The sequence below is a fragment of the Sinorhizobium arboris LMG 14919 genome (genome assembly GCF_000427465.1).
GTDB classification, from domain to species: domain Bacteria; phylum Pseudomonadota; class Alphaproteobacteria; order Rhizobiales; family Rhizobiaceae; genus Sinorhizobium; species Sinorhizobium arboris.
In genome coordinates, this window is the sequence record NZ_ATYB01000014.1 from 497,073 (window position 1) to 519,827 (window position 22,755).

19 protein-coding genes and 1 pseudogene are annotated in these 22,755 nt (G+C 63.4%); 10 read left to right on the forward strand and 10 right to left on the reverse strand.

The window, feature by feature from the left end:
• The first annotated feature begins 250 nt into the window (after positions 1–250).
• The 3 genes from SINAR_RS0113505 to SINAR_RS0113515 are packed head-to-tail and all read left to right on the forward strand — an operon-like array spanning position 251 to position 2,974.
• Positions 251–1,852 carry a Ppx/GppA phosphatase family protein gene (locus tag SINAR_RS0113505; protein WP_027999584.1) on the forward strand — a complete coding sequence of 534 codons (1,602 nt, stop codon included), beginning with the start codon at positions 251–253 and terminating at the stop codon, positions 1,850–1,852.
• Complete coding sequence (locus SINAR_RS0113510; RefSeq protein WP_027999585.1) at positions 1,849–2,586, forward strand: RlmE family RNA methyltransferase; 738 nt, start codon at positions 1,849–1,851, stop codon at positions 2,584–2,586. The genes SINAR_RS0113505 and SINAR_RS0113510 overlap by 4 nt, the downstream gene beginning before the upstream one ends.
• A 4-nt stretch (positions 2,587–2,590) precedes the next feature.
• Positions 2,591–2,974: a VOC family protein gene (locus SINAR_RS0113515; RefSeq protein WP_027999586.1), complete on the forward strand. Its 384-nt coding sequence runs from the start codon at positions 2,591–2,593 to the stop codon at positions 2,972–2,974.
• A gap of 216 nt (positions 2,975–3,190) precedes the next feature.
• On the opposite strand, the gene SINAR_RS0113520 is transcribed toward SINAR_RS0113515, so the two are convergent.
• Complete coding sequence (locus SINAR_RS0113520) at positions 3,191–4,603, reverse strand: DHA2 family efflux MFS transporter permease subunit (protein ID WP_027999587.1); 1,413 nt, start codon at positions 4,601–4,603, stop codon at positions 3,191–3,193.
• Positions 4,604–4,858: 255 nt separating this feature from the next.
• Here SINAR_RS0113520 and SINAR_RS0113525 point away from each other — a divergent pair, with 255 nt between their 5' ends.
• The 4 genes from SINAR_RS0113525 (at position 4,859) to SINAR_RS1000000135350 (ending at position 8,994) form a co-directional block, all read left to right on the forward strand.
• Positions 4,859–5,839, forward strand: a complete 981-nt coding sequence (locus SINAR_RS0113525) for an MBL fold metallo-hydrolase (RefSeq protein ID WP_027999588.1) — start codon at positions 4,859–4,861, stop codon at positions 5,837–5,839.
• A 191-nt stretch (positions 5,840–6,030) separates the two neighbouring features.
• Positions 6,031–7,533, forward strand: a complete 1,503-nt coding sequence (gene guaB, locus SINAR_RS0113530; RefSeq protein WP_027999589.1) for an IMP dehydrogenase — start codon at positions 6,031–6,033, stop codon at positions 7,531–7,533.
• Between the two features lie 60 nt (positions 7,534–7,593).
• Complete coding sequence (locus SINAR_RS0113535; protein WP_027999590.1) at positions 7,594–8,010, forward strand: MAPEG family protein; 417 nt, start codon at positions 7,594–7,596, stop codon at positions 8,008–8,010.
• Positions 8,011–8,118: 108 nt separating this feature from the next.
• On the forward strand, positions 8,119–8,994 hold the full coding sequence (locus SINAR_RS1000000135350; protein WP_084617724.1) for a dienelactone hydrolase family protein: 876 nt from the start codon (positions 8,119–8,121) through the stop codon (positions 8,992–8,994).
• 183 nt (positions 8,995–9,177) lie between these two features.
• Here SINAR_RS1000000135350 and oxyR read toward each other — a convergent pair.
• Positions 9,178–10,074, reverse strand: a pseudogene (gene oxyR, locus SINAR_RS01000000133525) (hydrogen peroxide-inducible genes activator OxyR); the annotation flags it as partial.
• A gap of 175 nt (positions 10,075–10,249) precedes the next feature.
• Here oxyR and katA point away from each other — a divergent pair.
• The gene (gene katA / locus SINAR_RS0113545) at positions 10,250–11,734 is read left to right on the forward strand and encodes a catalase KatA (protein ID WP_027999591.1); all 1,485 of its coding nucleotides are present in this window, start codon (positions 10,250–10,252) and stop codon (positions 11,732–11,734) included.
• 83 nt (positions 11,735–11,817) lie between these two features.
• Here katA and SINAR_RS0113550 read toward each other — a convergent pair whose 3' ends face one another.
• Positions 11,818–12,768 (reverse strand): LysR substrate-binding domain-containing protein, encoded by a 951-nt coding sequence (locus SINAR_RS0113550; RefSeq protein ID WP_027999592.1) that lies wholly within the window; start codon positions 12,766–12,768, stop codon positions 11,818–11,820.
• Positions 12,769–12,977: 209 nt separating this feature from the next.
• Between SINAR_RS0113550 and SINAR_RS0113555 the strand changes: the two genes are divergently transcribed.
• Positions 12,978–13,274 carry a DUF1127 domain-containing protein gene (locus SINAR_RS0113555; protein WP_027999593.1) on the forward strand — a complete coding sequence of 99 codons (297 nt, stop codon included), beginning with the start codon at positions 12,978–12,980 and terminating at the stop codon, positions 13,272–13,274.
• A 373-nt stretch (positions 13,275–13,647) separates the two neighbouring features.
• On the opposite strand, the gene SINAR_RS0113560 is transcribed toward SINAR_RS0113555, so the two are convergent.
• The 6 genes from SINAR_RS0113560 to SINAR_RS0113585 form a co-directional block, all read right to left on the reverse strand.
• On the reverse strand, positions 13,648–14,463 hold the full coding sequence (locus SINAR_RS0113560; RefSeq protein ID WP_027999594.1) for a DUF937 domain-containing protein: 816 nt from the start codon (positions 14,461–14,463) through the stop codon (positions 13,648–13,650).
• A gap of 108 nt (positions 14,464–14,571) precedes the next feature.
• Positions 14,572–15,945, reverse strand: coding sequence for a glutamate--cysteine ligase (locus tag SINAR_RS0113565; RefSeq protein WP_027999595.1), 1,374 nt, complete (start codon positions 15,943–15,945; stop codon positions 14,572–14,574).
• Between the two features lie 136 nt (positions 15,946–16,081).
• Entirely contained in the window at positions 16,082–16,819 is a 738-nt protein-coding gene (locus tag SINAR_RS0113570) for a 16S rRNA (uracil(1498)-N(3))-methyltransferase (RefSeq protein WP_027999596.1), read from the reverse strand.
• A gap of 9 nt (positions 16,820–16,828) precedes the next feature.
• Positions 16,829–18,334 carry an inorganic phosphate transporter gene (locus SINAR_RS0113575; protein ID WP_027999597.1) on the reverse strand — a complete coding sequence of 502 codons (1,506 nt, stop codon included), beginning with the start codon at positions 18,332–18,334 and terminating at the stop codon, positions 16,829–16,831.
• Positions 18,335–18,584: 250 nt separating this feature from the next.
• A complete protein-coding gene (locus tag SINAR_RS0113580; RefSeq protein ID WP_027999598.1) occupies positions 18,585–19,091 on the reverse strand; it encodes an NUDIX hydrolase in 507 nt (168 codons plus the stop codon).
• A 287-nt stretch (positions 19,092–19,378) separates the two neighbouring features.
• A complete protein-coding gene (locus tag SINAR_RS0113585; RefSeq protein WP_027999599.1) occupies positions 19,379–20,170 on the reverse strand; it encodes a FadR/GntR family transcriptional regulator in 792 nt (263 codons plus the stop codon).
• Between the two features lie 213 nt (positions 20,171–20,383).
• Between SINAR_RS0113585 and SINAR_RS0113590 the strand changes: the two genes are divergently transcribed.
• Entirely contained in the window at positions 20,384–21,652 is a 1,269-nt protein-coding gene (locus tag SINAR_RS0113590; RefSeq protein WP_027999600.1) for a DUF3422 family protein, read from the forward strand.
• Positions 21,653–21,712: 60 nt separating this feature from the next.
• Here the strand turns inward: SINAR_RS0113590 and SINAR_RS0113595 are convergent, their stop codons facing one another.
• Positions 21,713–22,609, reverse strand: coding sequence for a LysR family transcriptional regulator (locus SINAR_RS0113595; protein ID WP_027999601.1), 897 nt, complete (start codon positions 22,607–22,609; stop codon positions 21,713–21,715).
• Between the last annotated feature and the right edge of the window lie 146 nt (positions 22,610–22,755).

The following is a 22,755-nucleotide window of genomic DNA, read 5'->3' on the forward strand; positions in this document are numbered from 1 at the left end:
TGCAAATACCTTTTGCCAAAAAAATGCGGCCGGGCTGTGTCGTTCGGCTTTTGGGTTGAGCCTCGAAAGTGCAGCGATCCTTAATCGATGTCGGCAACCGCAGGGGAGGGCGGCTGGGCTCTCAGGGGCCGCCATGGTTTCAAAAAAAGTTTGGCGAAAGGAGGCGGCGCTGGTACAGTCGCGCCAACGCAAAATCGAGAGAGCGCCTTGAGCGGCCGTCAGGCTTCGCGCGGCGCCATGGTTGAGACAAGTGAAAGACCCCGATCACGGCGAGAAGCCGTCTGAATCCGGGGCGTCGGCAGCAGGTCGCAGCGAGGCGCGCGTAGGCGCGCCGCGGGGCGGCAAGGGCAAGCGGAGGCGGCGCAAGCCGTCCGGTTCCCCGCCTGCAATTGCCAGCGGATCCGGCCCGTCCGGAGAAGCAGGGCGTCCCGCAGCACTGAACGACGCGGAGCCATCGCGCAAGCGCAAACGGCGCCGGCGTTCGAAATCAGCAAAACTACAGGCCACCTCCGCCGCGTCCGGTGCAAGCACGCCGGCACAGGATCCGGCGCTCAGCGACAAGAAGGGCGGCCGTAAGCGCAACTGGAAGGCGCGCCATCGGCGTGGCCTGCAGGGGCGGCCGCTGGCGACCGCAAGCAACCCTCCGGCAAATTCCCGGCAGGGCGGCCGCCCGGTCGAGCGGTCCGGCGAAGCTGCGCGGCCACGGAGCGGCGAGACCCCGCAGCAGCAGGCGCGTTCCGAAAGGCTCGGAGCACCGTTCGTCGAGCCGACCGACCCGCCAGCGCCGCTTTACGCGGCACTCGACCTCGGCACCAACAATTGCCGGCTGCTCATCGCGCAGCCGACCCGGCCGGGTCAGTTCCGCGTGGTCGATGCCTTCTCGCGAATCGTCCGGTTGGGTGAGGGGCTCGGCGCAAGCGGACGGCTTTCGGACGATGCGATGGAGCGCTCGGTGGAAGCGCTCAAGGTCTGTGCCGCCAAGCTCGGTGCCCGCTCGATCCGCCGCCGCCGGCTGATTGCGACCGAGGCTGCGCGCGCGGCTGCCAACGGCGAGGCCTTCATGAAGCGCGTCGCCGAGGAAACCGGTCTCGAACTGGAGATCATCGACCGCGAGACGGAGGCACGGCTTGCGGTGTCCGGCTGCTCTTCTCTCGTGGACCGCGAAACCAAATCCGTCGTGCTCTTCGATATCGGCGGCGGCTCGTCTGAGATCGCCGTGATCCGCATCGGCGAAAACCGCTCGAGCCGGCTTGCCAATCACATCACGCACTGGACGTCGCTGCCCGTGGGCGTCGTCACCCTTTCCGAGCGCCACGGCGGCGAGCATGTGACGCCTCAAAGCTTCGAGATGATGGTGCGCGAGGTCGAGGCCATGCTCGCCGGCTTCGAGAGCCCCTCCGTCGACGTCCTCGCAAGCGGTTCCTATGCGGAGAGCTTCCATCTGATCGGAACGTCGGGAACCGTGACGACGCTTGCGGGCGTGCATCTCGACCTGCCGCGCTACGACCGCCGCCGCGTGGACGGGCTCTGGCTTTCAGATGACGAGGTCTCGGCCATGCAGGCGCGTCTCCTTTCCTGGGATTTTGCCGCACGTGCCGCCAATCCGTGCATCGGGCCGGACCGGGCCGATCTGGTGCTCGCGGGCTGCGCGATCCTCGAGGCGATCCGCCGCCGCTGGCCGTCGACCCGCATGCGCGTCGCCGACCGCGGGCTTCGCGAAGGGCTGCTGACCGACATGATGGCGGATGACGGGGCCTGGCGCCGGGGGCGTCCGCGCCGCCATCAGCGCAGCTTCGGTCCCCCGCCGGCAGGTGAAGAGCGTGTGAAGCGCCACGAAGGAACCGAGGCATGACGAAATCACCGATCGGCGGCAACCGCAGCGGCCGCAAGCTCGGCCAGAAGGTCAAGAAGGGCAAGCTCAAAGCGTCTTCGCGCCGCTGGATCGAGCGCCACATCAACGACCCCTACGTTCAGCGGGCGCAGCTCGAAGGCTACCGCGCAAGGGCGGCCTTCAAGCTCCTGGAGATCGACGAAAAGCACAAGATTCTGGCAGGCGCGAAGCGCATCATCGATCTGGGCGCGGCGCCCGGGAGCTGGTCCCAGATCGCCGCCAAGGTGACGAACTCGACCGATCCAGATCCACGTGTTGCGGCGATCGACTTCCTCGAAATGGACCCGATCCCCGGAGTCCGCTTCCTTCAGATGGATTTCCTCGATCCGGCGGCGCCGGAAAAGCTGAAGGAGGCGATCGGCGGAGCTCCTGATATCGTCATGTCCGACATGGCGGCTCCGACCACGGGCCATCGCCAGACCGACCATATCAGAACCATGCATCTCTGCGAGGTGGCGGCGCATTTCGCCGTCGAGGTTCTCGCGGAGGGCGGGCATTTTCTGGCGAAGACCTTCCAGGGCGGCACCGAGCGCGACCTCCTGAACATGCTGAAGCAGAACTTCCGCCAGGTCGTCCATGTGAAGCCGGCGTCCTCCCGTGCCGAATCGGTCGAGATGTTTCTGCTCGCCAAGGGCTTCAAAGGCCGCCATGCGTCAGAGAGCGACGATACGGCAAAGGGTGCCGCGGAGGAATAGAGGCATGCTGCTATACGTGACCCTCGGCTCCAACGATCTCCAGAGGGCAGGCGCTTTCTACGACACGGCGCTTGCACCCCTCGGCCTCAGGCGCCGCAAGGAGGATGAAGTGGAGATCGGCTACGGTGCGGAGGGTGATTTCCGTTGCCGCCTCTGGGTGGTGACGCCGTTCAACCGCGAGGCCGCGACGATCGGCAATGGCTCGATGGTGGCACTCGAAGCGGAAAGTCGCGCGGCGGTGGACGCCTTCCATGCCGCGGCGCTCGCCGGCGGCGGCACCGATGAAGGCGCGCCGGGGCTGCGGCCCTTCCACGCCAATTTCTACGCGGCTTACGTCCGTGACCCGGACGGCAACAAGCTTTCGGCGGTCTGCGAGCGGCCGGAATAGGGTTGGCGGATTTGCTCCCTCGTCCCTGTGCCCGTCACAGGGAATGAGCGGTGGCGCGTGCGCGGCCGAAAGAGCTCGTTCAGCCCAAGGACTTGGTCTGGCCGGATTCCCGAGCACGGGAATGAAGAGGAGCAGAAGCCTCGCCTCGCTTTGCCGCGGCCGACAAGCGCGCCGCTGCCTCGCATGGGCTCCAAGCGCGGCGCCTCATGACCGCCCTCATTTGCCGGCAGCCGTCGTCTCCGCTCCCCTTACCGCCAGCCGGTGGCCGGAAACGGAGGCGCCGGCATTCTTCGCCATGGCGATGAAGGGGATCGCCGCCAGCAGATTGGCGATGGCGATGATCATGAAGGCGACGTGGAAGTCCTCAAGCTCAAGCGGTTTGCCGCTGAGCGCCGTCTCGATTTCGAGAATGGCGCCTGCGATCGCGACGCCCAATGCAAGACTGATCTGCTGCAGCACGGCGCTCATCGATGTCGCCTTGCTGGCGTCGGCATCGTCGATGTCGGCGAAGGAGAGCGCGTTGACGCCGGTGAAGAAGAAGGAGCGGGCGAAACCGGCGACCAGCAGGACGGAGATCAACAGGAGATAGGGTGTCGCCGGCGTGAAGAAGCCGTTGGCGAAGGTCGTTGCGGCGGCAATAACGGCGGCGAGGAGCAGCGTCGTGCGGAAGCCGGCGAAAGCGAGCACGCGGCGCGCAAGGAACTTCGTGGTGATGGCGCCGACAGCGCCTATGAACGTGATGAGGCCCGATTGGAACGGGTCGAGGCCGAAGCCGACCTGCAGCATCAGCGGCATCAGAAATGGCACTGCGCCGACGGATATCCGGAAGATCGTGCCGCCGATCGAAGCGGCGCGGAAGGCGCCGTCGCGGAAGAGCTTAAGGTCGAGTACCGGCGCCGGATGCCGGCGCGCATGGAAGACATAGAGGAACGAAGCGGCGATACCGGCCGATACGGAACCGATGCCGATTTCCGGTGGCAGGGCCGGCAGGCTGATGACCGAAAGCCCGAAGACCACACCGGCGGCAGCGATGCCCCCGAGCAGGAAACCGAGGATGTCCACCGGCGGCGGGTTTCTCCGCTCCATCTCGGGCAGATAGATGCCGGAGAGAAAATAGCCGACGATCCCGACCGGCACGTTGATCAGGAAGATCCAGTGCCAGGAGAAGTACGTCGTGATAAAGCCGCCGAGCGGCGGTCCTGCGAGCGGCCCGACCAGCGCCGGAATGGTCAGCAACGCCATTGCCGAGACGAGCTCGCTTCGCGGCGCGCTGCGCACGAGAACGAGCCGCGCGACCGGCGTCATCATGGCGCCGCCCATGCCCTGCAGGAAACGCGCAAGCACGAAGGCGAAGAGGCTATCCGCCACGGCGCAGAAGACCGACCCTGCGATGAAGACGAGGATCGCTGCGCGGAAGATGCGTTTGGCGCCGAACCGGTCCGCCATCCAGCCGCTCAAAGGGATGAAGATTGCCAGCGCCACCATATAGGAGGTGAGTGCCAGTTTCAGCGTGATCGGTCCGACCCCGATGTCGCGCGCGATCGCCGGCAGCGACGTCGAAATGACGGTGGAATCCATCTGCTCCATGAACAGGGCGATGGCGAGGATCATCGGGACGATGCGGTTCATGAAAGATGCCTTGGGCTGTCACTGCCGGCTGTCGCCGCCCCGTTCGTTAGATCGGAATCGATTCAAGGACAAAATCATTCAGCAGCTGGAAATGCGGAACTGCTCGCGCGGGTAAGGGCTTCCGATGGCTTTGTAGGGGCAAAACCGGAGATTGAAGATCAAAAGCATGTGATCCGTCCTGTCCGAATCGCCGAGGGCGCTACTTCTCGCCTGTTACGACCGGCGGGCAGCGCCAATCAACAGGAGGGAATGACGATGGTTTTTCAATTGAAGCGGCGGACGCTGTTTGCAGCAGGCGCGGGCGCATTGGCGGCACCAAGCCTGCTCGCAGGCCTGGCCGGCGCGCAGGAAACGGCGGAAAAGAACGGTATGGCCAAGGACACGGACTTCAGGACGTTGAAACTCGGAAGTTTCAAGGTGACGGTGATCAGCGACGGAACGCGAGCCTCGGACAACCCGCACGAGATCTTCGGCACCAATCAGCCTGCAGAGTCGGTCTCTGCGCTGCTGGAGCAGAATTTTCTGCCGACCAGCGGCTTCGTCAACGGCTTTTCCCCGGTCCTGGTCGATACCGGATCCGAGGTCGTTCTCTTCGACACGGGGCTTGGCGAAGCCGGTCGCGAGGCGGGAACGGGCAAGCTTGCCGAAGGCCTGAAGGCCGCTGGCTATGCCCCGGATCAGGTGACGGTCGTCGTCATCACTCACATGCATGGCGATCATATCGGCGGACTGACGGAGGGTGGAAAGCCTGCCTTCGCCAATGCGCGCTATGTGACCGGTCAGGTAGAGTACGACTTCTGGAAGGACGACGCACGCGTCGGCACGCCTGCCGAGAACGGGCACAAGGCGGTGCTGGCAAAGGTCGTCCCGCTGGCGGAAAAGATGACCTTCGTCGCGGCTGGCGGGGAAGTCGTCCCGGGTATCTCCGCGATGGCCGCTTTCGGCCATTCTCCGGGGCACATGATCTACCGGCTTGATTCCGACGGCAAGGCCATGATCCTGACGGCCGATACCGCGAACCACTATGTCCTGTCGCTGCAGCGGCCCGACTGGGAGGTCCGCTTCGACATGGACAAGTCGGCCGCGAGCGCGAGCAGGAAAAAGGTCTTCGACATGATCGCGACCGAACGGCTGCCCTTCATCGGCTATCACATGCCGTTTCCGGCCGTCGGCTTCGTAGAGAGCCAGGATCAGGGCTATCGCTTCGTCCCGGCAAGCTATCAGTTCGACATCTGAAGAAGCGGCTTGTTGCGCTGCGACAACAATTCGGCGAGGCCCCGACAGATTCGGAGCCTTTAGCTATTTTCATTCCGACATATCCGTGTTACCAGCCCTCGCCAACTTCCAAGACAAGCCTTGAAGTCACCCGGTGGACAAGTCGCTGAGCGTCCCCGGGGATTTTTCGTTTATTTGAAGAGGAACTGGCCATGGCGCGCATCATCGAAACGGCAACCGGTCTGGAGGCATTGACCTTCGACGACGTTCTGCTCCAGCCGGGGCATTCCGAGGTCATGCCGGGCCAGACGAACATCGCGACCCGCATCGCGCAGGACATCGATCTCAACCTCCCGATTCTCTCGGCGGCCATGGACACCGTTACCGAGGCGCGGCTGGCGATCGCCATGGCACAAGCCGGCGGTATCGGCGTCATCCACCGCAACCTGACGCCCGCCGAACAGGCGGAAGAGGTTCGGCAGGTCAAGAAATTCGAAAGCGGCATGGTGGTCAATCCGGTGACGATCGGCCCGGATGCGACGCTTGCGGATGCTCTGAGCCTGATGAAGGCGCACGGCATTTCCGGCATTCCCGTCGTGGAAAACGGCGGCCTGGGCGGGCAGACCCAGGGGCGCCTCGTCGGCATTCTCACCAACCGCGACGTCCGCTTCGCTTCTAATCCCTCCCAGAAGATCCATGAGCTGATGACGCGGGAAAACCTCATCACCGTGAAGGAAAGCGTCGATCAGCAGGAAGCCAAGCGACTGCTCCACAAGCACCGGATCGAGAAGCTTCTGGTGGTGGACCAGGATGGTCGCTGCGTCGGCCTGATCACGGTCAAGGACATCGAAAAGTCGCAGCTGAACCCGAACGCCTCGAAGGACGCTCAGGGCCGGCTTCGCGCCGCCGCCGCGGTCAGCGTCGGCGACGACGGCTTCGAGCGTGCCGAGCGGCTGATCGATGCCGGCGTCGACATGATCGTCGTCGATACCGCTCACGGTCATTCGCAGCGCGTGCTCGATGCGGTCAGCCGGGTGAAGAAACTCTCCAATTCGGTGCGCATCATGGCCGGCAACGTCGCGACCGGGGACGGCACCAAGGCGCTGATCGACGCCGGCGCGGATGCGGTCAAGGTCGGTATCGGCCCCGGCTCGATCTGCACGACGCGCATCGTCGCCGGGGTCGGCGTGCCGCAGCTCGCCGCGATCATGGCGGCCGTCGAGGCCGCGCAGGCCGCCGGCATCCCGATCATCGCCGATGGCGGCATCAAATATTCGGGCGACCTTGCCAAGGCGATCGCCGCCGGCGCTTCGGCCGTGATGATCGGCTCGCTTCTCGCCGGGACCGAGGAAAGCCCGGGCGAGGTCTTCCTCTACCAGGGCCGGTCCTTCAAGGCCTATCGCGGCATGGGGTCGGTCGGCGCAATGGCGCGGGGCTCGGCCGACCGCTATTTCCAGGCGGAGGTGCGCGACACGCTGAAGCTCGTGCCCGAAGGCATCGAAGGGCAGGTGCCCTATAAGGGGCCGGTCTCCGGCGTCCTGCACCAGCTCGCCGGCGGCCTCCGGGCCTCCATGGGCTATGTCGGGGGCCCTACGATCAAGGATTATCAGGAGCGCGCTACCTTCGTTCGCATCTCCGGCGCGGGCCTCCGCGAGAGCCACGCGCATGACGTGACGATCACCCGCGAGAGCCCGAACTATCCCGGCGGCGCCTGATATCATCGGCGGGCGCCGTCCGGCGTCCGCCATCTCCATCGCTGACGTTGAAGAGTAACGATGACAGGCTTTGAAATAATCTGGCCGATGGTGGCCCATGTCGCGCTTGTTTTCATGCTTTATGCGCTCCTCTCCATGCGTCGCGTGGCGCTCGTCAGAGCCGGCAAGATCGACGTTTCCGTGTTCCGGGAAAACCGCGACGAGCCGGGCGAAAGCCTCGTCGTGCGAAACAGCATCGCGAACCAATTCGAGCTGCCGGTGCTCTTCCATTTCTGCTGCGTGCTGCTCTACCTCACAGAGGCTGACAATCCTGCCGCGCTCGGCCTCGCCTGGCTTTTCGTGGCGCTCCGTTACGCCCATGCCTTCGTCCACGTCACCGGCAACCGGCTGCGCTATCGCCGGCCGCTGTTCATGGCAGGTTTCGTTGTGCTCGGCGCGATGTGGACATGGCTTTCCGTCTGGATGACGATGAGCTGAGGTAACGCGGTTTTGTACGTCTGTGACCGCGCCGCTGACCTATCCTGTCGTCTGGCCGCTGCCGCCTGCTACAGCGGCTTTTATCTGCTACAGCCCGAGGAGAGCGTCATGAACGAGCCTGTCATCACCCAGGCGATGATCGATGCCTATGACGAATATACCCATCTCACTTTGGATCGCCGCCGTTTCATGGAGAGATTGACGGCGCTTGCCGGTACGGCCGCGGCCGCTGCCGCAATCGCGCCGATGCTGGCTGCAAACAGTGCCAAAGCCGAAACGATCGCCGCGACCGACGAGCGTATCAAGGGAGAGGACATCAACTATCCCGGCGCTGACGGCGAAATGAAGGGATATCTCGTCAAGCCCGCGGATGCGTCCGGCAAGCTCCCGGCCGTCATCGTCATTCACGAGAATCGTGGCCTGAACCCGCACATAAGAGACGTCGCGCGCCGCATGGCGCTGGAAGGATTCGTGGTTCTCGCTCCTGATTTCCTGTCCCCCGACGGCGGGACGCCTGACGATGAGGACAAGGCGCGGGAGATGATCAGCGCACTCGATGCGGGCGCCACGAATGCGGATGCGGTGGCTACCGTGGATTTCCTGAAGGGCCATGCGGACAGCACGGGGAACGTCGGAGCGATCGGCTTTTGCTGGGGCGGCGGTCTCGTCAACAGGCTTGCCGTGAACGCGCCCGATCTCAAGGCCGGCGTCGCCTATTACGGCGCCCAGCCGAGGGCAGAGGACGTGCCGAAGATCAATGCAGCGCTGCTCCTGCACTATGCCGGACTCGACGAGCGCATCAATGCCGGCATAGAGGCCTACCGCAAAGCGCTGATGGAGAACGGTAAGGACGCGACGATCCACGTCTACGAAGGTGTGAACCACGCCTTCAACAACGATACTTCCGCGGCGCGCTACGACAAGGAGGCGGCCGACCTCGCCTGGCAGCGGACCGTCGAATTCCTGAAGGCGAAGCTCGCCTGAGGCTTCCAAGTCTTGCGGGCGGCGGCCAAGGCGCAGCTTTCGCCGCGCCACGACCCTGCGTCGCGGCGCCCCTGGATCACGATGATTTATGTCCGGCCGACGTAAAATCGTAGAGGTGATCGAACCTAACAGGTTGAGACGCGGGATGCGGGCGGAAAACCGCACACGCTTTTCCTCATCCCGTCTAGAGATTTCCCGGGCGCAGGCCGCAATGGCGCTTGCGAGCGCCTCCATGTCGCGTGGCTGCGGATTGCTGCGCCGCCAGACGAGCCCGATCTCGCGAGAGGGTTCCGGGGCGGCGAAGCGCACGATGCGGATCGCGTTGCGCGAGGCTTCGCTCGGCACCGCAATCTCGGGGATCAGCGTCATTCCCATGCCGTTGGCGACCATCTGAAGAAGCGTCGCCATCGACGTGGCGCCGAAACTCACGAGTTGCCGTTTGCCGGCGGCATTGCAGACGGCAAGCGCCTGATCGCGCAGGCAATGGCCCTCCTCCAGCAGCAGGAGCCGCGAAATATCCACCTGCTCCTCCGTCATCGGCGACATGAGCACGTTCCGGTCGTTCTCCGCCACGGCCATATAGAAGCGGTCGGAAAATAACGGCCGGGTGACGATGCCGTCGGCGTCGACCGGCAGCGCCGCCACGACCGCATCGAGCCTGCCGTCGCCGAGATCGGCGATGAGCCGGTCGGTGAGGGATTCCTTCAGTTCGATATCTATCGCCGGATATCGCTCGCGCAGGTAGGGAATGAGCCTCGGTACGAGATAGGGCGCGAGTGTCGGGATGACCCCGAGGCGGACTCTTCCCTCGAGGATGCCCGAGTTCGCCCGGGCGCTCTCCTCCAGTCTGCCGACATCCGCGAGGATCGAGCGCACCTGCGCCAGCACTTCCTCCCCCTTGCCGGTCAGGAAAACGCCGGCGCGGCTCCGTTCCACCAGTTTCACGCCCAGATGGCTTTCCATCTCCATGATCTGTGCGGACAGGGCCGGCTGGCTCACATGAGCGAGTTCGGCCGCCTTGCCGAAGTGACGAGTGGCCGCGAGGGCATCGAAATAACGCATCTGTCGGAGTGTCAGCATAATAGGAAAATCCTATCGCAATCGGCAGGAAATACAATTGGAAATTATCGTCCGCGAATGGGAGAAACCCTTGCCGAGGCCTTCCATGCGCGGTGCGGATCGTGGCTGCTGCCGTTCAGCCGTCACGGTCCTCAACGGGCTTCGGAAGCCGAAATATTGAAACAGGAGGGATGTGATGACAGATCGTCCGACGATCACCACCACCGCCGGGGCGCCGGTGCCGGACAACCAGAATTCGCTGACGGCAGGGCCGCGTGGCGGCATCATGCTGCAGGATTACCAGCTGATCGAGAAGCTGGCGCATCAGAACCGCGAGCGCATTCCGGAGCGTGTCGTCCACGCCAAGGGCTGGGGTGCCTTCGGCACGCTCAAGATCACGGGCGACATCTCGCAATACACCAGGGCGAAGTGTCTCCAGCCTGGCGCCGAGACGCCGATGCTGGCCCGCTTCTCGACCGTTGCCGGCGAACAGGGCGCCGCCGACCACGAGCGCGACGTCCGCGGTTTCGCGCTGAAGTTCTACACCGAGGAGGGCAATTGGGACCTCGTCGGCAACAATACGCCCGTTTTCTTCATCCGCGACCCCTACAAGTTCCCGGACTTCATCCATACGCAGAAGCGGCATCCGAAGACCAATCTCCGTTCCGCCACCGCCATGTGGGACTACTGGTCCCTGTCGCCGGAAAGCCTGCACCAGGTGACGATCCTGATGTCCGACCGCGGCCTGCCGCAGACGCCGATGCACATGAACGGCTACGGCTCTCATACCTATTCCTTCTGGAACGAAGCGGGCGAGCGCTATTGGGTCAAGTTCCACTTCAAGACGCAGCAGGGACACAAGTTCTTTACGAACGAAGAAGGCGAAACGATCATCGGCAAGACGCGCGAGGGCTATCAGGAAGCGTTGTTCTACGCGATCGAGAACGGCGAGTTCCCGCGCTGGACGGTTCAGGTCCAGATCATGCCGGAACTCGACGTCGAGAAGACGCCCTACAACCCGTTCGACCTGACGAAGGTCTGGCCGCATGCCGACTACCCGCCGATCGAGATCGGCGTGCTGGAGCTGAACCGCAATCCGGAAAACTATTTCGCCGAGATCGAGAACGCAGCCTTCTCGCCTTCAAACATCGTTCCCGGCATAGGCTTCTCGCCGGATAAGGTGCTGCAGGCCCGCATCTTTTCCTATGCGGATGCCCATCGCTATCGCCTTGGCACGCATTACGAGCACATCCCGGTCAACCAGCCGCGCTGCCCGGTTCACCACTACCATCGCGATGGCCAGATGAACACCTATGGCGGCATTCGCACCGCCAATCCGGACGCCTATTACGAGCCGAATTCCTTCAATGGCCCGGCTGAGCAGCCGCTCGCCAAGGAGCCGCCGCTCAGAATAGACGGCGACATGTCCCGCTACGACCACCGCGACGGCAATGACGACTATGTCCAGGTTCGCGCGCTGTTCGACCTCTTCGACGAAGGGCAGAAGTTGCGCCTCTTCTCCAACATCGCGGCTGCCATGGGCGGCGTTCCGGGCGAGATTGTCGAACGGCAGCTCATCCATTTCGCTCGCGTTCACCCGGATTACGAGTCGGGCGTCCGTCAGGCGCTGAAGACCGCCCACGCCTACGAGGCGGACACGATCAGCACGGCGGCCGAGTAATCAGGCGACCGTTCCCGATGAAAACGAAGGCCACGCCTCAGCAAGGCGTGGCTTTCGTCATTGGAGGAGACGCGTAAGGCAGCTCACCAGCCCGGCAGCATATGGCTCTGCCTGAGGCGCGGGTAACGGGGATAGCCCTTGAGATCGCCCTCGAGATCGTCGTTGACGGTGATCGGCGTGATGTTGTCGAGGCAGGCGGTAATGTGATTGGTGATCGCGTTCGACAGCGACGGCGAAAGGCCGGGGCGCTTCATGATGCCGATCTGCACCGGCGCCAGTGCCGGGAAGCCGTCGGCCAGCGTCAGCACCTTCATGCCCGGCCGCAGCGCCGACTCCGGCAGTACGGATACCGCCATCCCGGCGAGGACCGCAGCCGCGACGACCGTCGAAGACCAGCTCGTGAACAGGATCTGGTATTCCTTGCCGGTTGCATCGAGCGCCGCGCAGGCAGCCTGCCGCCACTGACAGTCGCGCCGTCCGACCGCAAGCGGAATCGGAGCGTTCTCGGGCAATGGGTGGTTGATGGAGCTTACCCAGCAGAGCGGCTCGGTTCGAACGACGTCGGAAGCCCGCGCACGCGGATTGTGCGTGACGAGCGCGATATCGAGATCGCCCTTCGCCATCTTTTCAGCAAGGTCCACCGAAGGCTCGCAAACGATGTAGAGCTCCACATTCGGATGGGTTTTGGCGAAGCGGACGATGATTTCGGGCATATAGCGGTCCGCATAGTCGTCCGGCGTGCCTATCCGCAGCGTTCCCTCGAGGCGGTTGTCGTCGAAGGAGGCGATCGCCTCGTTGTTGAGGCGGATCATCCGCCGCGCGAAGTTGAGGAGCCTGTCGCCGTCCACGGTCAACCGGTTGCCCCGGCCATCCTTCATGAAAAGCGGCTTGCCGATCCGTTCTTCCAAGCGACGCATCTGCATCGAAACGGCGGATTGAGTCTTGAAAACACGGTCGGCGGCCCTGGTGAAGCTCCCCGTATCTGCAATGGCTACGAAGGTCTGCAACTGGTCAATATCGAGCGGTGCGGACATGGCGGCAATACCTATAAGATTGTTTGATGAATATCATTAAAAACATTCGTTGGACTGATCAATAAGGATTTGCGAATGATAATCCGCAAATCACGTCGATCTTCCCGGCAAAGATAGTCGCCGGTTAGCCAAAAGTATTTCGGCCTGCCCCTGCGAAAGACCTTCCTGCAGGGACGGGTTTCTTCGTGCCCGCGAAAAGGAGTTCCGTCATGCGCACGACCCAACACGCCTCCGGTTTCGGTCTCGTCGCGAACAGGCAGTCGCCTGCAACCCGCGCGACAGGCATCATCGGCGTGCTGTCGGCCGTTTGGCGCCTGTATCGAAATCGGTGCCAGATCGCCCGCCTTCAGGATCTCGACGACCGCCAGCTGCTGGACATGGGTTTGAAACGAGAAGACCTGCGCGAGGCGCTGACCTCAGCCTTCTTCGAAGACACGGGCAGTTATCTGACGCGCGCCTCACGCAACCGGGCGAATCTCTTCTACAGGGGAGTTCGCCACGATTGACCTCTTCATTGGCGCTTTCCGCCGCCTCGGATGCGCCAATGCGGCATGATCTGCGAAAGCTTTCGCCGCGCGCGGGTCATGCCGCGATATTCGGATGGTGCCGGCGGCACCTAGCTAAAAGTTCCCCGCAGGGTATGAGCCAATAGACCCTGCTGCTTGCCCGGTACATGCCAAGACGTGTACCGGGCTTTTTTATTGCTCCTCACGGGGCCCCTCAAGGAATGTCTGCCCCTCTCCTCGGGTTTAACCCGAGGACTAACCCTCTCCCCGCATGCGGGGAGAGGGGACTTTGGAGCGGGCGCTCGCCGCTTGTCCCTTCTCCCCGCTTGCGGGGAGAAGGTGCCGGCAGGCGGATGAGGGGCAGTTGTCTTTTCTACGCCTTGCCGTCCGAGCCGCCCTTGTAGCTCTCGAAAAGCGCGTCGATGCTCTTCTGATATTCCTTCTGCATCTCCAGGCCGCTGTCGAAGAGGCTGTTCATCGCCTGCGAAAACTGGGAAAAAGCAGGATTCTCCGCCGGCGCCTTCTCAGCCGTCCCGGCGCGCGCCATCATCTCCTGATACGCCTTGAAGAATGGATTGCCGGCGAAGAGCTCCTCGGCTTTCGGGTTTTCCGGCGTCTTCCCCATGCCGAAGAAACCCTGCATCGCCTGGGTGAATGGGTTGTCGAAGGGATTGGGCTGCGGTTCGGGCTTCTTTGCGAAGCCCGTCGCCTCCATCCACTGCCGCATCAGTGTCATCATGGGATTGTCTGCGAGCCCGCCGCTCATCTGCCCCGTGGTCTGCTTGAAAAGCCCGCCCATCAGCGTACTCGCCATCACCGGCAGCATCTGCTTATAGATCTCCTGACCGATCCCCGTCACCTGTGCCGCCTGCGCCGCGATCGCGCGCGACATCTCCTTCGAGCCGAAGAGCTGCCCGAGAACGCCATTGCCGTCGGCGACGCCCTGGGGCGTGAACGCCTGGCTCATGTCTTCGAAATACTTGGCGTAATTGCCAGTCGAGAGTGCCGTCAGCAGCGCGCCGAAGTCGTAGGGGTTCGTGGCATTGTGCTTGAAGCCGGTGGAGAATGCGGGCATCAGCGCGGCCGTGGCCTTCGCCATCTGCTCCTGCGCGAGCCCGAATTGCTTGGCCATCAGTTCGATGGCGTGGCCGTTCTGCGCCTGCGCGAACATGTCAAAAAGCGGTGCCATTGGCGTTCCTTCCCGGGCGAACGACGCATGTCATTGCACTATAACGGGAATTGAAGGGCTGGAAACCGCTTTTTGTGAGGCGTCCGCGCGGCGGAGCGAGCGCCTCGCTCAATACTGGTAATCGGTGAAAACCGGTTCGACCGATTCGTTCCAGCGGCCGCGGTAAAGGGCGAGCATGTCTTCCGCGAGCGTCGCCTTCTTCGCCAGCACCTCGTCGAGCGGTGCCAGGAACTGCCTCTCGTCGATGCCGTCCCCGTTCAGTTGGTTGCGGCGCTTAAGGCCGTCGCGCGAAATGGCGAGAACCTCGCGCGCGACATCGAAAAGCGGCTTCGACCGGAATTCGGCCGCGAGCGCCTTGGCTGGCACCGCATCTCTGAGCGCCAGGACCTCCTCGTAGCTCCAGTCGCGCGTCAATGCCTCGGCAGCCGACAGGGCCTCATCATCATAGAGCAGGCCGACCCAGAATGCCGGCAGGGCGCAGATCCGTCGCCACGGGCCGCCGTCGGCCCCGCGCATTTCCAGGAAGCGCTTCAGACGGACGTCCGGAAAGAGGGTCGACAGATGATTGGTCCAGTCGCCCATCGTCGGCCGCCACTCGGCGATTTCGCCCTTCAGCGCTCCGTTCATGAACTGGCGGAAGGTGACGTGCGTACAGTCATGATAGTGCCCGTCGCGCACGACGAAATACATCGGGACGTCGAGCGCCCATTCCACGTAGTCGCGAAAGCCGAAGTCCGGATTGAAGGCGGTCGGCAACAGGCCTGCGCGCTGATTGTCGGTGTCGCGCCAGATGTCTCCTCGCCAGGAAAGCAATCCGTTCGGCCTGCCGTCGGTGAAAGGCGAACTTGCGAAGAGGGCGGTGGCCAGCGGCTGCAGCTTCAGGGAGACCTGCATCTTCCGCCGCATGTCCTCTTCCGAGGAGAAGTCGAGGTTAACCTGGATCGTGCAGGTGCGGTACATCATGTCGAGGCCCTTGGAACCGACCTTGGGCATGTAGCGCGACATAATGGCGTAGCGCGACTTCGGCATGCGCGGCGTCTCGGAGAAGCTCCATTTCGGACTGCCGCCGATGCCGAGGAAACGGATTCCGAGCGGTTCGGCGATTTCCCGAAGCACTGCCAGGTGCTGGTTGGATTCCCTGCAGGTCTGATGGAGGTTCTCGAGCGGAGCGCCGGAAAGCTCGAATTGTCCGCCCGGCTCGAGCGAGATCGCCCCATTGCCCGAGGGCTCGGCAAGGCCGATGACATTGCCCTCATCCATGATCGGCTCCCAGCCGTTCCTTTCGGCCATACCGTTCAGGAGCGCCTGGATGCTGGCCTCGCCGAAATAGGGCACCGGGCTGTTGTCCGCTTTAAAAAAGGCGAACTTCTCATGTTCGGTGCCGATCCGGAACTTCTCCTTCGGCTTCGATCCCGATGCCAGATAGGCGGTCAGTTCAGCAACGGAGGTAACCGGCGTCTGGTCGGTGGTGTCTCGGGCCATGTTCGTCTTCTTTGCCTGGGCGGCTCCCGCGGGGTCAGCGGGAGCGGATGGAGTGCTTGAACCGTAATCAAGTGCGGCGCAAGTCAATTTCTTTCAAGATGCCCTCAAAAAAACTAGGGGCAAGCGGATGGACGCTTCATCGCCAGTCGCCGAGCGTCGCCTGAATGACGGCCATTGCAGCTACTGCTGCCGTGTCCGCGCGCAGGATGCGCGGTCCGAGAGGGATCGACGTCACGAAATCGAGACTGTGCAGCAGTTCCCGCTCTCCCTCCGAAAATCCGCCTTCCGGCCCGATCAGGAGCGCCAGCCTGCGTTCGGCAATCCCGTTGAGGATCGGCAGGGGATTCTGGCTCTCGTTCCCCTCGTCGCAAAAGACGATGCGCCGGTCGCGCGGCCAGACCGTGAGGAGTTCCTCGAGCTTGCGAGGTTCCTCCACGGCCGGGATGCCCAGCACGCCGCATTGCTCGGCCGCCTCGACGACATTGGCGCGGACCCGTTCGAGGCTGCCGATCCTGCCTTGAACATGCTGCGTCATGACCGGCTGCAGGACGCCGGCACCCATCTCGACCGCTTTCTGCACGAGATAATCGAGCCGCCCCACCTTGAGCGGCGCGAACAGGTAGACGAGGTCGCAAGGGGGCGGCTGCGGGCGCGTTTGCTCGACAGCGACGAGAACCGCGCGCTTGCGCGACGGCATGGATATCTCCGCCCGCCATTCGCCATCCCGGCCATTGAAGACCAGAAGCGATGCGCCCTCACCGAGGCGCAGAACGTTGATGAGATAGTTGAACTGCTCCCGGGTGGCCTCGTGTTCCGCTCCGGCGTTGAGCGGGCTCTCGATGAACAGTCGCTGCATGCGGAAATTGGCGCGCATTCGGATACCTTAAAGAAACAGGCCGGAGAGGATGAGGTAGAGGACCGCCGAAAGCAGCGCCGAGACAGGAACCGTGATGACCCAGGCGGCGATGATCGTCAGGAAATGGGAGCGCCGCACCAGGCGCCGGCGGCGCACTTCCGCAAAATTGGTCTCGCCTTTTTCCATGAATTCGGTCTGACCCGTCTTCCGCCGGACATATTCGAGGCGCCGTTGCGAGCGGCGCGTGTACCACTCGCGAAAGAAGCCGACGCCGAAGACAGCGCCCACCGCCGTGTGTGTGGAACTGATCGGCAGGCCGAGAGCCGAGGCGAGCAGAACCGTCACCGCGGTTGCCAGCGCCACGCAGAAGGCGCGCATCGGATTGAGGCGGGTGATTTCCTCGCCGACCACACGGATGAGCAGCGGACCGTAGAGCAGAAGCCCTACCGAGATTCCGAGCGCACCGATGAGCAGGACCCAGAAAGGCGCCTCCGAGTCCGGGGTCGATATCACGCCGTCGACGGCCGAGACGATCGCCGACAGCGGACCGATGGCGTTGGAGACGTCGTTCGCGCCATGGGCGAAAGAAAGCAGGGCGGCCGAGAAGATGAGCGGCAGGCGGAACAGCTTGCGGAGCGACTGGTTGCGGTTTTCAAGACCTTTCGACTGGTGGCGGATCCAGGGCTTCGACGCTATGTAGCAAAGAATCCCGGCCAGCCCGCCGATCGACAGGCCGGTCGGAAGCGGGACAAGAGCCAGATGGTCGATGGCAAAGACCGCCACATAGGCCGTGAAGGAGCCCGCAGTGACGCCGAGCACGACCGGCATCCAGCGCCGTGCCGCGTCGATCTTGTCATCGCGGTAGATGACGAACTCCTTGAGGAAGGCGAGGAAGAGCGCGGCAATGACCCCGCCGAGTAGGGGTGAAACCGTCCAGCTTGCCGTGATGCCGGCGATTGCCCACCATTTGACGCTGGAAAGCCCGGCGGCGGCGACGCCTGCGCCGATAATGCCACCGATAAGCGAATGGGTGGTCGAAACGGGCGCACGCGAGTAGGTCGCGATATTGATCCAGATAGCCGATGAGACAAGAGCCGACAGCATCACCCAGACCAGGCCCTCGGCGCCGACCAGTTGCGTTCCGTCGACGATGCCGGCTTCGATGGTAAGCGTGACCTTGCGGCCGGCGACCAACGCGCCTGCGATCTCGAACACGGCGGCAATCCCCAGCGCCACGGGCATCGATATCGCTTTTGCACCGACGGCCGCCCCGACGTTGTTGGTGACGTCGTTGGCGCCGATGTTCATCGCCATGTAGCCCGCCACCGCCGCTGCCGCCACCACCACGGCCGCACCGGAGGCGCCGGTGAAATAGCTCGCCGCAAAGCCCATGCTGAGGATCAGGAAGAGAGCGGCGAGCCCGGGAGCAGCCGACCTGCGCATGACGTGATGCGACGCCTCCTCGGCAAGGCTGAATTTGTCGAGATCCTTGTCGAGCGTCAGCTTTTCGAGGCGCGGTCGCGACTTGGCCAATGACTGTTCTCCAACTGTGCCATTCGGCAGTAGCGGCACAGACGGGCGTATTCAAGCGGAATTGAAGAGAGGGGCGAGGGTTGCGACCGGAGCGCTGTCTGCTGCCGGATTCCCCCCGGAGCATTTCCGCATCTCTCCGAAACGCGGAGTTGCAATTCCGGACGGAAGACCGCTGCGCGTCGCGGCCCGCAGCGACCTTTGCGCGTTCGGCCGGTCGTCGCAAGGTGCCGTGGGCGTCTCCGCCTCGCCGTCAGTTGCTGGAGGCCTTCGGCCGCGGCTCCGGGTCGGGATCGAGGCGTTTGCCGAAGTTGAGGATAAGTTCTTTCAGAGAAGGTTCTGCAACGCGCCTTGCCGCCTCACGGTAGTCGACCCATTCGAGCCGCCTGCTGCCTTTCTCCGGGAAGTTCTTGCAAAAACCCTCGACTTCGAGCGCATGCACCTGCACCTTGCAGGAGATCTCCAGGCCGTGGTCCATCCGCTTCTGGTAGACATATGCGCCGATGGCGGCCCTCTGCACCTTGCCCTGCACGCCGGCCTCCTCATAGGCCTCGCGCTCGGCGACTTCATGCGCCTGCTTGCCCTGCATCGGCCATCCCTTGGGGATGACCCAACGGCCGGTGTCGCGGCTGGTGATTACCAGGATCTCCGGCGCATTCGTCGTTTTGGCAAGCCGGTAGCACAGCGCCGCATACTGCATACGCGCCGGGCGGCGCAGCATGAGTTGTACATCAGAAGCGAGCCGGTGCAGAAAGTTCAAGATTCCAGATACTCCTCAACGAATCAGTGATTACCGTTGCGCAACGCAAGTATGAACCCTCGCATGCCGCTGTAAATGCGCTAGAGCGTTCCGCTGCTTCATTGAAACTCGAAACGCTCCGCCCGCTCATCTTTCGGGGCGGCGTAGCTTAGCCAACTAACGCAAAGCGCCGAGTCGCGGTTCCGTCGGAATCACCGCTCGATAGGTCCATATGCAGGAAAGCGGCGGAAATCTTGCCGAGGAGCACGCGACCCGTTGCTTTGGCGCTCGCCGCGCGTGCGGACAGGTCAGGAACCCGAACGGTCGCGCTGCTGCAGGCGCAGACGGGCAATGCGCGCCCACTCGCCGCTGCGCTCGGCCTCGCGCGCTGCTGCGGCGACGAAATCGATGTGGCTTTGCGCGGCGGCCTTGGCGGTTCGCGGATCGCCGGCCATGATCGCCGCATAGATCGCCTCGTGTTGTGCGAGAAGCTGGTCTCGCGCGCCGGGCGCTCCGAAGACGGAATTGCGGTGGAAGAAGATACCTTGGGTCAGCAGCCTGTAACAGGCCCTGAGGGTGTGAAGCAGGATGATGTTATGAGCGCTGTCGCCGATGGCGTTGTGCAGTTCAATATCCGCTTCGAGCTCTTCGGCGAAGTCACCGCTTTTGTGCGCGGCGCGCATGCGCTCGATGACGCGGGTCAGGATGTCGCGGTCGATGTCGGTTGCTCGGGTTGCCGCCAGTTCCGCCGTCAAACCCTCGAGTTCGCGCCGGTATTCGAGATAGTCCTGCGTCGCTTTGTGGTGGCGTCCGATGAGCTCGATCAAGGGTTTGGAGAAGATCTGGCCGACCACGTCGGCGATGAAGGTGCCGCCGCCATGCCGGCTTTCGACAAGACCGCGGGACTCCAGCGCCTTCAGTGCCTCCCGCAGGATCGGTCGCGACACGTCGAAGCGCCGGGAGAGTTCCCGCTCGCCCGGAAGGCGGTCGCCGTCGCGCAACACGCCCTCCAGGATCAGAAGCTCGATCTGCTGCACGACCTCGTCAGCCGTCCGGCTGTGGCTGATGCGGGCATAGAGGTCGTCCTGGTCTTCGGTCACACGTATCTCCCGGAGCGCGAAGGGCACTATGCACAGGTTCCGCCCGCATCCGCTTCCACGCGGCAATCTAACAGGACCCAACAAGTGGTCAAATTGATTGTCCACTTTGCGGGGGTGTGACAAAGACCGAGCTGCGTCAAAGCGTCCTGTTCATTTTACCTTATCCGTTGATAAGAAGACGATGATGAACGCGTGAGGGGGATGAAGCGCTTCATGCCAAAGGGCAGTTTTGCATTTCCGGTGGCGCCCTTGCGCGCCCAGGCGCTGGGCGAGGTCCATTCGCGGCCCTATGCCCTGGTGACGACTCCGCGCGTCATCTTTCAACTCGCCTTCATGACGGAGGGCGGCTCGATCGTCGATCACGCCGTGATGTCCGAGCTGTCGCGCTCGCGCGGCATCACCCCTCCGGGCCGCGACGCCAATCACCACGCGATCCCCTGGGGACAGGGAACGCTGCGCTGGGAGCGGCACACGGAATTCTCCACTTATTTCTGGGACGCGCCCGCCCCGGAGAGCTTCGGCGGCGAGGTGCCGATCCACCCGTTCGGCGACGGCTTTTCGCCGCCGGGATCGCTGATCTCCGGGATTCGTCTGGAAATCCGTCCCGATACTCCGGAGACTCGCGAGGCGATCGGGGCCTTCGATCCCACGAGCCTCTGTTACAGCGAAACCAAGAACGGTCAGGCGGTGCTCCTGACCGACTTTCGCCAGAACGGCGACGGGCTCACCCAGATTCTGATCATCGACCGCGGCATGACCGAGGCCGGAACAGGAGCCCTGGTGCAGCGCCTGCTCGATATTGAGACCTATCGCACGCTGGCCATTCTCGGCCTGCCGCTTGCGCAGTCGCTTTCGCCGGAAATTCGCCGCACCGAGGACGGCCTGACGGCGGTGACGCAGCGCATGAAGGAGAACGTCCGCGAGGAGGCTGACGAGATGCTGGCGGAGATTACCCGCCTTGCCGCCGATCTCGAGGCCGGTGCCGCCCTCAGCCTTTATCGCTTCGGCGCCAGCCGCGCCTATTACGGCATCGTCCAGGAGCGCATCCGGACGCTCTCCGAGACCCCGGTGCCCGGCTACGAGACAATCGGCACCTTCTTGGAGCGCCGGCTGGCGCCGGCCATGCGCACCTGTCAGTCGGTCGAGGAGCGGCAGGCGAACCTTTCGCGCAAGCTCGCCCGCGCGACGGCTCTCCTGAGAAGCTGGATCGACGTCGAGCTCGAACGGCAGAACAGCGCACTGTTGAATTCGATGGATCGGCGCGCCAAGCTGCAGTTGCGCCTGCAGCAGACCGTCGAAGGCCTGTCGGTCGCTGCGATCTCCTATTATGTCGTCGGGCTCTTCGGCTATGTCGCCAAGGCCGTCAGTCACGAGGTTCCAGTCGATCCCGGTCTTCTCACGGGCCTCGCCGTTCCCGTTGCGGTGGCCGGGGTCTGGCTGATCGTTCGGCGCATCCGCCGGCACCATGACGAGCATCGTTGAAGTCCTCGGCAAACGTGCCCATTGGACCTCCGTGCGCAAGTGCGTAGTTTCAAAGGCCGGCTATTGCTCCCAATAGGGCACCGGGCCGTAGAGCGCGGCGAGATAGTCGATAAACAGCCGCACCTTTGCCGGCAGGAATTGCCGGCTCGGATAGACGGCCGAAAGCGTCAGCCTGTGCGATCCTTCCCATTGCGGCAGCACCTGAACGAGGCGTCCCTCCCGCAGTTCCTTGCCGATATCCCAGGTGGACCGTAGCGCGATGCCGGCGCCGGCGATCACCGCTTCGCGGATGATTTCCGACGAATTGGTGACGAGCGGTCCCTCCGGCCGATAGGAGAGGCTGCCGTCTGGCCCCTCCAGCTTCCAGTTGTCGTTGTTGTGCGCCGGCAGGCAGATGTGATGCGCGAGTTCGCCGATCTCTTGCGGCGCTCCGTGGCGTGCTACGTAGCTCGGTGCCGCGCAGAGGAGCCGGCGCACCGGAGCTAGCTTGCGGGCAACGAGGCTCGAGTCGCTGAGTTCGCCTATCCTGATGGCGAGATCGAAGCCTTCTGCGACGATATCGGTGAAATCGTCGGTCAAAACGATGTGCAGCTTCAGGTCGGGATGGTCCTTCATGAAGCCGGTCAGATGCGGCGCGATGTGCATTCGGCCGAAGGAGGTCGGTGCGGAGATACGCAGCGTTCCCTGGACTTGGGAGGAGCGGCCGGACGCATAGGCCTCCGCCTCCTCGATGCCGGCGAGGATGCCGAGAACCCTGTCATAGAAACCCTGACCGGCCTCGGTCAGGGAGATCTGCCTCGTCGTGCGCTGCAGGAGCCGCGTGCCGAGCCTGTCTTCGAGCCGCTTGATGCGCTTGGAAATCACGGCCGCGGAAAAACCGAGCGCGCGGCCCGCTGCCGACATGCTGCCGGTCGACACCACCCGCGCGAATATTTCGAGATCGCCTAGATTCGTCATCAATCTTGATCATTGTTTCCCAAACCGAAAAGATCATTAACATTTGCCCGGCGTTCGTCCAAGGTCACGATGATTTTCGGCCGGGCGGACCTAAGATCATGAAGCTCATCGGTTTCAAGGAGTTGAAGCGGGATACGGACGGAAAA

Coding starts and splice junctions, on each gene's coding strand:
- SINAR_RS0113510 (WP_027999585.1), top strand. CDS start 1,849: ATGACGAAATCACCGATCGGCGGCAACCGCAGCGGCCGCAAGCTCGGC.
- SINAR_RS0113515 (WP_027999586.1), top strand. CDS start 2,591: ATGCTGCTATACGTGACCCTCGGCTCCAACGATCTCCAGAGGGCAGGC.
- SINAR_RS0113520 (WP_027999587.1), bottom strand. CDS start 4,603: ATGAACCGCATCGTCCCGATGATCCTCGCCATCGCCCTGTTCATGGAG.
- SINAR_RS0113525 (WP_027999588.1), top strand. CDS start 4,859: ATGGTTTTTCAATTGAAGCGGCGGACGCTGTTTGCAGCAGGCGCGGGC.
- guaB (WP_027999589.1), top strand. CDS start 6,031: ATGGCGCGCATCATCGAAACGGCAACCGGTCTGGAGGCATTGACCTTC.
- SINAR_RS0113535 (WP_027999590.1), top strand. CDS start 7,594: ATGACAGGCTTTGAAATAATCTGGCCGATGGTGGCCCATGTCGCGCTT.
- SINAR_RS1000000135350 (WP_084617724.1), top strand. CDS start 8,119: ATGAACGAGCCTGTCATCACCCAGGCGATGATCGATGCCTATGACGAA.
- katA (WP_027999591.1), top strand. CDS start 10,250: ATGACAGATCGTCCGACGATCACCACCACCGCCGGGGCGCCGGTGCCG.
- SINAR_RS0113550 (WP_027999592.1), bottom strand. CDS start 12,768: ATGTCCGCACCGCTCGATATTGACCAGTTGCAGACCTTCGTAGCCATT.
- SINAR_RS0113555 (WP_027999593.1), top strand. CDS start 12,978: ATGCGCACGACCCAACACGCCTCCGGTTTCGGTCTCGTCGCGAACAGG.
- SINAR_RS0113560 (WP_027999594.1), bottom strand. CDS start 14,463: ATGGCACCGCTTTTTGACATGTTCGCGCAGGCGCAGAACGGCCACGCC.
- SINAR_RS0113565 (WP_027999595.1), bottom strand. CDS start 15,945: ATGGCCCGAGACACCACCGACCAGACGCCGGTTACCTCCGTTGCTGAA.
- SINAR_RS0113570 (WP_027999596.1), bottom strand. CDS start 16,819: ATGCGCGCCAATTTCCGCATGCAGCGACTGTTCATCGAGAGCCCGCTC.
- SINAR_RS0113590 (WP_027999600.1), top strand. CDS start 20,384: ATGCCAAAGGGCAGTTTTGCATTTCCGGTGGCGCCCTTGCGCGCCCAG.
- SINAR_RS0113595 (WP_027999601.1), bottom strand. CDS start 22,609: ATGACGAATCTAGGCGATCTCGAAATATTCGCGCGGGTGGTGTCGACC.